Source organism: Kineococcus anabasis, from assembly GCF_054590795.1.
Map to the genome: position 1 here is coordinate 1 of NZ_BAAIHU010000009.1, position 12143 is coordinate 12143.

Sequence of the window (12143 nt, forward strand, 5' to 3'; positions counted from 1 at the left end):
CGGCCTGGAGGAGCTGTGCGACGGCATCCTCACCCACCTGCTGCCCCCCTCCCCCGAGGACGACGTCGCCCTCGTCGCGGTGCGCCTGCACCCCCAGGACCGCCCCCGCCCGGCCGAGGCCGGCCCCCGCTGGGCCCCGCCCACCCCCGACCCGCGCGCCTGACCCGCGCGCCTGACCCGCGGAGGCGCGCTCGGGACGTTCACGGGGACGTCCGCGGGGACGTTCTGCCGCGACACGCCCGCGCGCCGCGCGCACAACGTCCCCGCCAGGGTGGGTGCGTGCCCCGGGTGGGGACGTTCCGCCGCGACACGCCCGTGTGTTCCCCGCACAACGTCCCCACCCAGGACCCAGCCCACCCAGGACCCAACCCGCCCAGGACCCAACCCGCCCAGGGCAGGACCCACCCAGGGCAGGACCCACCCAGGTGCCTAGCGGGCCGCCCGCCGCACCGCGAGCAGCGACGAGGCGGCCAGCAGCAGGTCCGCCACCGTCAGCAGCACCCGCGACAGCAGTGCCACGACCAGCGCCCCGCCGCCCGTCAACGCCGCCGACAGCACCGCCACCAGCGCGGCCTCCCGGGCACCGGCACCGGCCGGGGCGAACACCACCACGAACCCCACCACCCACGCCAGGGCGTACCCGCCGACGGACAGCCCCAGCAGCCCCGCCTCACCCGCCGCGGGCACCGCGGCCCGCGCGAGCACGAACACCTGCCCGCCCACGGCAAGCCACGACGCCAGCGCCCAGCCCGCCGCCGCCACCACCCCCCGCGCGGACAGGTCGTGTTCCGGCGGCTCCTGCCGCACCAGCCGCAGGCAGGCGCGCAGCAGCGGGTTCAGCACGCGCGGCAGCAGCAGCACCACCAGCAGCGGCGCGGCCCACGGCAGCCAGGACACCCACCCGGGCACGGCTTCCGCGCCGGACCCGCTGCGGCGCAACGCCTCTGGCAGCGCCAGCAGCACCAGCAGCGCGGCCGTGGTCATCGACACCAGCAGCGACACCGCCAGCGCGGTGGCCGTGCGCCGGCGCGGCACGCCGTGGTCGCGGCCCAGCTCCGCCTGGGCGAGGAACTGCCACACCGAGCCCGGCACGTACCGCCCGAGCTGGCCCACGAAGAACACCGCCGCCGCGGACCGCCACGGCAGGGGTGAGCCGAGGTCGGCGACGACGGCCCGCCACGACGCGCCCGCCAGCGCCACGTTCAGCACGGACAGCAGCAGCGCCAGGGCGGCGCTGCCGGTGTCGAGCCGCGCCAGCGCACCGGCCACGGCCTCGCGCTCACGCGCCACCGCCCACGCCGCGAAACCCAGGGCGAGCAGCAGGAAACCGCCGCGCACCAGCGGGGACCGCAGGGCGCGCAGCAGCCGCTGCAGCACCCCTCAGCCCCGGCGGCGGAACGTCAGCAGCACGAACGTGTAGTCCAGCCCGGTGCGCTTCCAGTGGACGGGGCGCGCCGGGTGGGACAGCACCTCCTCGTCCAGCTCCCCCACCAGCTCCAGCCCCGCGGCGGCGGCCTGCGCGACCAGCTCCCGCACGTCGGCCGGGGAGAAGATCCGCACCGGCGCGCCGTAGGCGGTGACACCCGTGGTGTCCGGCGGGTCGGAGTCGTAGTCCGTGGACAGCACCAGCACCCCGCCGGGGCGCAGGACGCGCGCGGTCTCGGCGAGGAAGGCCTCGACCGGCACCCCGTGCTCGATGACGGACATGCACGTCACCGCGTCCAGCGAGCCGTCCGGCAGCCCCGTGGCCGTCACGTCGCCGTGGCGGAACTCCACCCCGTCGCGGTGGACCGGCGCCCCGAACTCCAGGTTGATGCCCGCCAGGGCGCCGCGCTCGGCGCCGAAGCCGTACAGCCGCAGCCACGGCAGGACCGGGGAGTACCGGGCGCTGCCCGCGTCCAGGACCCGCGCGCCGCGGGAGCCGTCGTCGGCGAGGGTGAGCACCGCCGCGACCGCACCCAGGGCGTCCCAGTTCTTCGGGGCGTCGGGGTGCGCGGGCAGCCGCAGGCGCTTCACCTGCGCCACCGCGTCCGCGACCTCCGCGGCGTCCTGCAGCACGCCCGTGCGCGGCACCCCGCTGGGCACCGGCCGGTACGGCGCCGTCCCCGTGCGCTCGGACACCCTGCGCTGCACCGCGACCCGCGTCCACAGGGCCCGCTCGGCGCCTCGCTTGGCCACGGACAGCAGCGCGCCGCCCGGCGGGGCCGCGGCACCGTCCACCGCCGCCTCCAGGGCCGTGAGGTACTCCTGCCACGGTGCCCGCACGTCCGGGGGGCGCACCCCGGCCCGCAGCCGCTCCAGCTCCGCCGGGTCCGCCAGCCGCTCCAGGGCCCGCACCAGCGCCGCCACGTCCGCGGGCGGCACGAGCAGCCCGTCCACGCCGTCGCGCACCTGCTCCGGGAAGCTGCCGACCGAGGAGGCCAGCACCGGCATCCCGTGCGCGAAACCCAGCAGGGCGTTCTGCGAGGCCGTGGCGCTGCGGTACGGCAGGGCCAGCACGTCGTGCGCGGCGAGCAGCGCGGGAAGCTCCGCGACCGGCACGTACCCGGCGCGCAGCTCCACCCGCGGGCCGAGCTGCGGGGCGAGCTGGGCGATCCGCTGCCCCTCGGCGCCCCAGAACTCCCCCGCGATGGTCAGCCGCACGTCCGGCACGCGGGCCATGGCCTCCAGCAGCAGGTCCAGGCCCTTGTAGCCGCGCACCGCCCCCAGGCTCAGCAGCCGCAGCGGTCCCCCGTGCGGCAGGCGCGCCGCCGGCCGGGCCACCGGTAGGTGCGGCGGGAGCGGCGCCACCTGCACCCGGCGCGCGCCGTGCGCCAGGGCCAGCTCCGCCTGCTCCCCGGAGTGCACGAGCACGCCGTCCACCGCCGAGAGCAGCCGCCGCACCAGCACCGCGTCCGCCGGGCCCGGCTCGTGGGGCAGCACGTTGTGCGCCACCACCACCGTGCGCGGCGTGCCGGTGCTGCGCGCCCCCGCCAGGACCGACAGCAGCGCGGGCACCTGGAACGGCACCACGTGCGCCAGGACGAGGTCCTGCCGGTGCGCCAGGCGCAGGCCCGCCCGGAACCAGGTGTCGGGGCGGTCCCAGCGCAGCGGGTAGGACGTGCGGGCGAACAGCGGCACGTCGGGCAGGCCGCCGGGCACCGTCAGCTCCCCCGGGTACAGCAGCTGCGGGTACAGCTTGGACCAGGACACCACCTCGACGGTGCCGGGCGCGCGTTCCTCCAGATGCCGGGCCAGCTCCGTGGTGTGGGCGACGACACCGCCCTTGGCGGGGTGCGCCGGGCCCACGACCGCCGTGCGCAGCGCGCTCACGCGCCGTCCCGGGAGCGCACGATGAGGTCGGCCAGCAGCGCCATCGAGCCGATGATGAGGCTGGAGACGATGAGCAGCAGCGTGTTCGACGTGAAGTAGACGCCCTGGTAGCGGATCACGTCGACGACCGCCTTGACGGCGCCGACGCCGAACACGAACAGCGCCAGGGGCATCAGCACGCGCAGCGGCTCGAAGTACATGACCATCCGCAGCACCTGCAGGATGTAGCGGTAGGCGTCCTTCACGAAGTGGAACTTCGAGCGGCCCGAGCGCTTGGCGTACTCGATCGGCACGTACCGGATGTCGTGCTGGTTCGACAGGAACGACAGCGTGATGGTGGTGACGCAGCTGAAACCGGCCGGCAGCAGCCGCAGGTACGGCAGCGCCACGGAGCGGCGGAACGCCCGCAGGCCGGAGTTCAGGTCGGGGATGCGCTCGTTCGTCAGGGTCTCCGCGACCTTGCGGATCACCCACTTCGCGGGCACCCGCAGGATCTTGTGCGAGCCCTCCTCGCTGAGGCGCGCGCCCACGACCTGGTCGTAGGAGTCGTCCTCCAGCAGCATCCGCACCAGCTCGGGGATGCGCTCGTTGGGGTAGGTCAGGTCCGCGTCGGTCCACACGACGACCTGCCCGCGGGCCATCTGCGTCCCGATGCGGCGCACCGTGCCCGAGCCGCCGTTGCGGCGGAACGCCACGACCTTCACGTGCGGCATCGTCTTCTCCGCCTCCCGCAGCACCGCCAGGGTGCCGTCGGTGGAGGCGTCGTCGATCGCGAGGATCTCGTAGGCCATGCCGTCGGCGTCCAGGGCCGCGGTGATGCGCCGCAGCTCCAGCAGGACGTTCTGCTCCTCGTTGTAGCAGGGCAGCACGACGGTGGCGACGGGCGCGGGCTGCTCCCCGGCCGCGGCGGCCGCGGCGAGGGAGCCGGACGGCTCGCGGCCCGCGGGCACGACGGGCACCGCGGGCACGGGGGCGGTGGCGCTGGGGGCGGGGAGTTCGGGAGCCATGGCGCTGGGGAGCTTAGCCGCCGGACGCCCCACCCCGGCCCCGCCAGGGGTCAGGCGGCGAGCCGTGCCCCGCGGGCACCGGTCGCGGCCGGCCCTCCCAGGCGCACCGGCACCGCCTGCGGGGCGGCGCCCGCGGCGGCACCGGCGGCCGCGCGCGGGGAGGCCGCCGGGCGCAGCTGCGTGCGGGCCAGCCGGTGCCGCACCACCGACGCCGGCCGTGCCCCCGCGAGCTGGTGCACCACCAGCTCGCGGCGCCGCTCTTGCAGCAGGCGCACCTCCTCCGCCTGCAGCTCGCTCTGCGCGGCGAGCAGCAGGTCCGACAGCCGCAGGCCGAGGGCGGCGCAGACGGCGGCCAGGACCTCGCTGGAGGCCTCCTTGCGGCCGCGCTCCAGCTCGGAGAGGTAGCCGAGGGAGACGCCGGCGATCGCCGCGACGTCGCGCAGGGTCAGGCGCTTCTCGCGCCGGGCGCCGCGCAGGGCCGCGCCGAGGAGGGACCGCAGGAGCACCATGGACCGACGGTAGGTGCCCGGCGCGCGCGGTGCCCCGGCCGTTCGCTCACAGCGTGCACCCGGCCCCCGCCCGTCCCGGCCCCCGCCCGTTCCGCCCCGCCCATCTCCGGGTTCGGGCGCTCCCAAAGGGCCCGAACCCCACCCGAACCCGGAGAAGGGCGGGCACGAGCGCAGCGCAGACCACCCGAACCCGGAGAAGGGCGGGCAGCAGCGCGGCGGGTCAGCGGCGGGGGACCTCCGCCGTCCACAGGTTCACGTCGAGGCGCTGCGCGCCGTCCGGCCGCTCCGTGAGCACCCGCTCGTCCTCCGTCGTGGAGATCCGCACGGCCTGCCGGACCGAGGAGGCCGCCACCCCCAGGCGCTCCAGCGAGGCCGGGTCGTGCGCCACCAGCACCGGCCGGCGCCCGGCGGCCCGGATGCGCTCCGCGGCGCGGTGCGCGGCCTCCCGCACCTGCGCCACCGCCTCCGCCGAGCCCTCCGGCCCCACGGAGGTGCGCACCACCACCGACGCCGTGGGCACCCCGCACACCCCCCGCAGCACCTGCGGCCACTCGTTGCGGGCCCGAGCGTCCACCGCGAGGGCCACGTCACCCGGCGCGAACGACGCGCACGCGGCACGCACCGCCGCGAGCTGCCCCGCCTCGGTGCGCAGGCCCGCCACCGGCGCGGTCGCCACCGCCGCGGGCACCAGCAGCAGCAGCGCCGCACCCGCTGCCGCGGCCCCGCCCACGACCCGGCCGCGCTCCCCCGCCCGTGCCTTCGCCCGGACCCACGCCACCGCCACGGCCAGCCCCGCCGTCGCCAGCAGCACCACCGCGGGCAGGACCACCGGCACCAGCCTGCGGTCCGCCCACGGGTGGTCCGGGGTGATGCCCGGCCGGTACAGCGTCAGGAGCACGGAACCGGCCGCCACCGTGAACGGCCCCACCCACGGCGGCAGCGGCGCACCCGAGCGCACCGCCGCCACCAGGCGGCGGGTCAGCACCACGGCGACCACCGCGGCCACCGCGACCGCCGGCCAGCCCAGGTACCAGGCGACCCAGTCCACCGAGTGCTCCGCGTACGTGCGGCCCCCGTCCACCGGCAGGCCCTGCCGCGCCTGCAGCGCGGCGACGACCTTCGCGCCGGGGTCCTCCGGGTCCTGCCGCACCACCAGCCACAGCGGCCGGCTCGCCAGGCCCACGAGGACCACGGCCAGCAGCCCCGCCACCACGTCCGGCAGGCGCGGGGAGGTCAGCGGCGCCAGGCGCGCCAGCACCCCCCGCCGGGCCAGCACGACCGCGCCCGCGCACGCCGCGGCCACCACCGCGGCCAGCGCCAGCAGCGGCAGCAGCGAGCCGGCGATCGTGGCCAGGTACGGCCGGGAGGTCGCCACCGCCGAGAGCACGGCCAGCACCGTGGCCAGCCCCGCGCCGGCGAGCAGCGCCCGCCCCGCCGGGTGCCGGCGCACCAGCAGCACCGCCGCCACGGGCAGCACGAGCAGCACCTCACGCAGCGCGTCCACCCGCACGAACCCCGCAGCCCCCAGCAGCAGGCCCGCACCCCCGGCCAGGCGCGCGGCCCGCACCCGGTGGCCCTCCCCCAGCGCCGCGGCGAGCAGCGCCGCGGCCGCCGCGAGCAGCAGCAGCGCGGGGGGCTCGGAGTACGTCGAGCGCGCGGCGTGCAGCACCGGCTGCGCCAGGGCCGTGGTCGCGGCGGCCAGGGGCGCCCAGGCCGGTCCCACCAGCCGCGCCGCCAGGCCCCCCACCGCCAGCACCGCCATCCCGCCCAGCACCGCGGGCGCGAGGAACAGCCCGCTCCAGCCGCCCGCCCACTCCCCCAGGCTGAACAGCGCGGGGGCGCCCAGCAGGAACTGCGGCACGATCCGCACGTCCGCCCCCGAGCCCACCTCGTAGAAGGCGGGGCTGGCCACGGTCACGTTCGGGTCGGCCGGGGTCTCCGGGCCCCCGAGCGCCGCCACGGACGCGTCGACGGGCAGGCCGCCGTGGACGCTCAGGTGGTGCGCGAAGTGCGCCAGGGACCCCGCGTCCCGGCGCAGCACGAGGTGCTCGGCGTGCGTGGCGCCCGCCCACACCGCCGCGCCCACCGCGACGGCCAGGGTGGCCAGGGCCGCCCAGCGGGGCACCGCCGGGGCGGGCACCTGCCAGCCCAGCCGGCCCGCCAGCGCGCCCAGGACGAGGACGACCGGCACCGCCGTCCACGGCCGCCACACGTCCAGCAGGACCAGCGGCACGGCCAGCGCGCAGACCGCGGCGACGACGGCGGCGAGCGCCACCGGCAGCCGGCACAGCAGCGCGGACCACGGCCCGGGCACCGGCCCGGGGAGCGGGGCGGACGCGGGACCTGGCAGGGGGTCGGGGCGGACGGTCGGGGCGGGCACGGGACACGACCGTAGTTGCCCCGGGCCGCCGCTCCGGCCTCCCGCGCCCGCCCTACGCTGGCGCGGTGACCACGAGCGCGCCCCCGGGCCTGCCCCCCTCGGTGCCGGAGCTGCTGCGCCGGATGGTCGCCGACGACCCGACCCGCCCCCGGCTGACCTGGTACGGGCCCCGCTGGGCGGTGGACGGGGAGCGGGTGGAGCTGTCCGCGCGCAACCTCGACATGTGGGTGGCCAAGACGGCGAACCTGCTGGTGGAGGAGTTCGACGCCGGGCCCGGCACGACGCTCGCCCTGGCGCTGCCGGTGCACTGGCGCACCGTCGTGTGGCAGCTCGCCGCGTGGTCGGTGGGCGCGACCGTGGTGGTGGACGACGGCGGGATGCCGGACGTGCACGTCACGGCCGACGCGCAGGAGGCGGCGCGGGCCGCGGTGCAGGACACCGTGCTGGTGGCCCTGGAGCCGCTGGCCCGCTCCTTCCCCGGCGGCGCCCCCGCCGGGACGGTGGACTACGCGGGCGTCGTGACCGGCTACGGCGACGTCTTCCGCCCCACCGAGGACCCCGACCCGCAGGCCCCCGCGCTGCTGGTGCCCGGCGCCCGCACCACGTTCGCGGAGCTGCTGCCCTCGGCGCTGGGGACCGGTGCCGCGTGGCCCGTCGGGGTGCGGCTGCTGAGCGGTGCCGGCCCGCGGCACGCGGTGGAGGGGGTGCTGGCCGCGTTCGTGCGCGGCGGGTCGGTGGTGCTCACCCCGGACCTCGCGGCCCTTCCCGCCGCGGTGCGCGAGCAGGAGCTGGTGACGGCGGAGCTGCCCGCCCGGGGGTGACGGGGGGACCGGCCGCGGCGGGGCGCCTGGCCCGTCCGGGCTACGCCACCCGGCTCAAGGGGCCCACCGGCGCTGCCGACATCTCCGGTGTGACCCTCCTCTCCCGCCTGCGCCTCGGGCACCGCCTCGGCGCCGCGTTCGCCGTCGTCGTCCTCCTCCTGCTGGCCGTGCTCGCCGTCGGCCTGCGGACGGCCTCCACGCAGTCCGCCGCCGCCCGGGAGATGGAGCGCGCGGAGCAGTTCGTCACCGCCGCGCTGGAGGCGAAGTACCACTCCGCCGACATGGCCGGGTGGCAGACGGCCTACGCCTTCGACGCCGTGCGCCTCGGCGTCGCGGGGGCGGAGGACTCGGCCCCCAACCGCAGCGCGTTCCTGGAGAGCACCACCGCGTTCGAGGAGGCGCTCGACGGCCTCGGGACGTTCCTGCGCACCGCCGAGACCCGTGACGACCTCGCGCAGATCCGCGAGACCTACACCGAGTACCTGCGGATCGACGCGGAGCTCGCCGAGCACTACCGCTCCGGCGACCCGGCCCGGGTGGCGCAGGCCACCGAGCTCGCGCTGGTCGACGAGATCGAGCTGTACTCCGCCGTGGCGACGCTGCTCGCCGAGCTGGCCGGGGACGCGAGCGGGGAGTTCGCCACCGCCCAGGCGCACGCCTACGACGCCGAGCGCACCGGCGATCGCCTGATGTACGGCCTCGGCGCCGCCGCCGTCGTCTTCGCCGTGGTCGTCGCCGTCCTCATCACCCGCTCCGTCACCCGCCCCGTCGCGGCCGTGCGGGCCCGCCTCGGCCGGCTCGCCGAGGGCGACCTGACCACCCCGCTCACCGTCGAGGGCTCCGACGAGGTCGCCGACATGGCCCGCTCCCTCAACGGCACCATCGGCACCCTGCGCGAGGCGATGTCCTCCATCGCGACCAGCGCCCGCACGCTGTCGGACTCCTCGCACACCATGTCGGCGACGTCCACCCAGCTCGCCGGCTCCGCGGAGTCCTCCGCCACCCAGTCGCGCCTGGTCGCCGGTGCCGCCGCGTCGGTGTCCGCCAGCATCCAGACGGTCGCCGCGGGCACGGAGGAGATGGGCGTCTCCATCCAGGAGATCGCGCACAACGCCACGAACGCGACCGCCGTGGCCGCGCAGGCCGTCAGCGTCGCCCAGAGCACCAACACCACGATCTCCAAGCTCGGGGAGTCCTCCGCGGAGATCGGCGACGTCGTCAAGGTCATCACCTCCATCGCGGAGCAGACGAACCTGCTCGCCCTCAACGCCACCATCGAGGCGGCCCGCGCCGGTGAGGCCGGCAAGGGCTTCGCGGTCGTCGCCGGCGAGGTGAAGGAGCTGGCCCAGCAGACCGCCCGCGCCACCGAGGACATCTCCCGCCGCGTGGAGGTCATCCAGAGCGACACCGCCGCCGCGGTGCACGCGATCGAGGAGATCTCCGAGATCATCGAGCGGATCAACGCGAGCCAGATGACGATCGCCTCCGCGGTGGAGGAGCAGGCCGCCACCACCAACGAGATGAGCCGCAACGTCGGGGAGGCCGCCGGCGGGGCCGACGAGATCGCCCGCAACGTCGCGGTGGTCTCCGCCGCCGCCGACGAGACCACGTCCGGCGCCGGGCAGACCGCGCGTGCCGCGGACGAGCTGGCCCGGGTGGCCGGCGGCCTGCAGGAGCTGGTCGGCCGCTTCCGGTACTGATCCCCGGCACGCCGCACACCGCACGCCGCACACCCGGACCCGGACCCGGAGGGCGGGAGGGGGCGGGCCACCCGGCCGGCGCGGTTGCGCCGAGCGGGTGGCCCGCCCGTGGCATTCGGGGAGGGTGGGCACCGCGTGTCCCCGGCGGGTGCCCCGGGCGGACCTACGGTTCCCGGGCCGCGCAGTCCGCGCGCACCCCCTCCCCGAAGGCCCGCCGATGCCCTCTCCCGCGCCCCGCGCCGCACGGTTCCCGTGGACGTCCGCTGCACGGTTCCCGTGGACGTCCGCTGCACGGTTCCCGTGGACGTCCCCGCGCACGGCCCGACGCCGCGTCCTGCGCGCGGCCCTCGCCGCCGCCGTCCCCGGTCTGCTCGGCGCGCCCGCCGCGCTGGCCGCCCCGCCCGCTCCCGCCGCGGTGACCGCACCGTCCGTGCAGCGGCCGGTCGCGGCGGCGGCGCAGGCCGGGACGGTGCGCGCCGGCGGCCGGGAGGGGCGCTGGACCCGCTCGGCGGCGCTGGAGTGGGTCGAGCGCGACGCCGGCGCCCCGGGTGCGCACGGCAACGTGCACGTCGGGGACCTGCACGTGCTCCGCGAGGACGGCACCACGTCGGGCCACGGCCGGATCACCGACTGGCGGTGCGACCCCGGGGAGGAACCGGACCACCTGCCGCACGTGCCCTCCTCCTCAGAGGACGGGGAGGACGGGGAGCGGGCCCGGATCCGGCTGCCGCACCCGCTCGACCCCGAGGAGTCCGCTCCCGCCTGCGACCTCGTCGGCGAGCGCTGGGTGGAGCCGGTGTCGCTGCGGCTGGTCGTGGACATGTCCCGCGGCACGGCCACGGTGCGCGGCACCGTTGCGGTGCACCACCTCCCCGCCGACGGGGAACCCGCGGACGGCCCGGGCGCGGAGGTGCCCGTCGACCTGACGCTGCGCAACACCGGCCGCATCGCGCGGACCTCGTACGCCTGGACGTGGGACGACGGGGAGTCGAGCGTGCGGGTGACGAGCCGCGGGCGCAGCGCCGAGCAGGCGTCGGTGACGGGCTCGGTGGGCGTGGCGGTCGTGGGCGACGACGCCGACGACACCGGGATCGGCTCCTTCTCCCTGGACCGCGTCTCGCACACCTCGACGGGCGGCTGACCCGCCGCGGGTCCCGGTCGCGCCGGGTGCCGGTCGCGCCGGGCCTCAGGCGCGCCGGGTGCCGCGCGCGCCGGGCCTCAGGCGCGCCGGGGCGCGGCCGCGGCCAGGACGCCGTCGCCCATGACGGTCAGCGGGTGCTCGCCGGCCGCGGCGAACGCCGACCCGCCGCGGCGCAGCACCAGGCGCTCGCCCCGCGCCGACACCTCCACCTCCCCCTCCAGGCACAGCAGCGCGCGCGGCACCGGCTGCTCCCACGTGGTGGCGACCCCCGGGCGGGCGGTGAGCACGTGCAGGGAGAACTCCTCCACGTCGGGGGCGAACAGCACCTCGTCGTCCGAGACCCGCTGCGGCACCAGGACCGGCGGGGGCAGCACCCGGAAGTCGACCACGTCGAGCAGCTCGGCGACGTCCACGTGCTTGGGCGTCAGCCCGCCGCGCAGGACGTTGTCGGAGCTGGCCATGACCTCCACGCCCCAGCCGGACAGGTAGGCGTGCACGTTGCCCGCGGGCATGAACAGCGCCTCACCGGGGGCCAGCCGCAGCCGGTTCAGCAGCAGGGAGACCAGCACGCCCGGGTCGCCCGGGTAGTGGCGGGCGAGGTCGCGCACGCACTGCGCGGAGGGGTCGTCCACGCCCTCGCAGGCCGCGGCCACGGCGGTGACGAGCGCGCCGGCGACGTCGGCGGGCAGGGTGAGCAGCCGGCCGGTGGCGCGGCGCAGCGCGGTGGAGGGGTCGGGGTCGGCGAGGTCCTCCCGCAGGCCGGCCAGGGCGCCGGCGGCGGGCGCGTCCAGCCCGGGCAGGTCCAGGGAGGCCAGCAGCGCCAGGGCGTCGGCGGGCGGGCGGAAACCGCACAGCGCGTCGAACGGCACCATCGCGTACATCAGCTCGGGCTTGTGCTGGTCGTCCTTGTACAGCCGGTGCGGTGCGTCCCGCGGCACCCCGGCGGCCTCCTCCTCCGCGAAGCGGCGCCCGGCGCGCTCGAGGTCGGGGTGGACCTGCAGGGACAGCGGGGCGTCGGCGGCGAGGACCTTCATGAGGAAGGGCAGCCGGGTGCCCTCCGCCGCGAGGAGCTCGTCGAGCGGGACCGCGGTCCCGTCGGGACCCGTGGCGAGCGAGGGCGCCGAGGGGTGCGCCCCGATCCACATCTCCGCCTGCGGGGTGCCGTCGGGCTCGCGGCCGAGCAGGTCGGGGATGACGGTCGCAGAACCCCAGCCGTAGGGCTGGACACGGTTGTCGAGGCGGCGCACGGCTCCGGAGGATAGGGCAGGCCGTA

At 77.6% G+C, this 12143-nt stretch carries 9 protein-coding genes; 3 read left to right on the forward strand and 6 right to left on the reverse strand.

The genetic code is table 11. The annotated features are described in order from the left end of the window. Window positions 1-429: 429 nt before the first annotated feature. The 5 genes from ACYQBY_RS14615 to ACYQBY_RS14635 all read right to left on the reverse strand — a co-directional run bounded on the left by ACYQBY_RS14615 (window position 430) and on the right by ACYQBY_RS14635 (window position 7208). On the reverse strand, window positions 430-1377 hold the full coding sequence (locus ACYQBY_RS14615; protein ID WP_459644608.1) for a lysylphosphatidylglycerol synthase domain-containing protein: 948 nt from the start codon (window positions 1375-1377) through the stop codon (window positions 430-432). Window positions 1378-1380: 3 nt separating this feature from the next. Then, window positions 1381-3312, reverse strand: a complete 1932-nt coding sequence (locus ACYQBY_RS14620; protein WP_459644609.1) for a glycosyltransferase — start codon at window positions 3310-3312, stop codon at window positions 1381-1383. Next, the gene (locus tag ACYQBY_RS14625) at window positions 3309-4319 is read right to left on the reverse strand and encodes a glycosyltransferase family 2 protein (protein ID WP_459644610.1); all 1011 of its coding nucleotides are present in this window, start codon (window positions 4317-4319) and stop codon (window positions 3309-3311) included. Before ACYQBY_RS14625 ends, ACYQBY_RS14620 begins: the two co-directional genes overlap by 4 nt. Window positions 4320-4369: 50 nt before the next feature. Further along, window positions 4370-4828: a helix-turn-helix domain-containing protein gene (locus tag ACYQBY_RS14630; RefSeq protein ID WP_459644611.1), complete on the reverse strand. Its 459-nt coding sequence runs from the start codon at window positions 4826-4828 to the stop codon at window positions 4370-4372. 220 nt (window positions 4829-5048) lie between these two features. Continuing rightward, a complete protein-coding gene (locus ACYQBY_RS14635; RefSeq protein ID WP_459644612.1) occupies window positions 5049-7208 on the reverse strand; it encodes a hypothetical protein in 2160 nt (719 codons plus the stop codon). 65 nt (window positions 7209-7273) lie between these two features. Here ACYQBY_RS14635 and ACYQBY_RS14640 point away from each other — a divergent pair, with 65 nt between their 5' ends. From ACYQBY_RS14640 to ACYQBY_RS14650, 3 genes are all read left to right on the forward strand, one after another. Then, on the forward strand, window positions 7274-8029 hold the full coding sequence (locus ACYQBY_RS14640) for a TIGR03089 family protein (RefSeq protein ID WP_459644613.1): 756 nt from the start codon (window positions 7274-7276) through the stop codon (window positions 8027-8029). Beyond that, a complete protein-coding gene (locus ACYQBY_RS14645; protein ID WP_459644614.1) occupies window positions 8026-9729 on the forward strand; it encodes a methyl-accepting chemotaxis protein in 1704 nt (567 codons plus the stop codon). Before ACYQBY_RS14640 ends, ACYQBY_RS14645 begins: the two co-directional genes overlap by 4 nt. Window positions 9730-9946: 217 nt before the next feature. After that, window positions 9947-10870 (forward strand): hypothetical protein, encoded by a 924-nt coding sequence (locus ACYQBY_RS14650; protein ID WP_459644615.1) that lies wholly within the window; start codon window positions 9947-9949, stop codon window positions 10868-10870. A gap of 77 nt (window positions 10871-10947) precedes the next feature. Here the strand turns inward: ACYQBY_RS14650 and manA are convergent, their stop codons facing one another. After that, entirely contained in the window at window positions 10948-12117 is a 1170-nt protein-coding gene (manA, locus tag ACYQBY_RS14655; protein WP_459644616.1) for a mannose-6-phosphate isomerase, class I, read from the reverse strand. Window positions 12118-12143 lie beyond the last annotated feature (26 nt).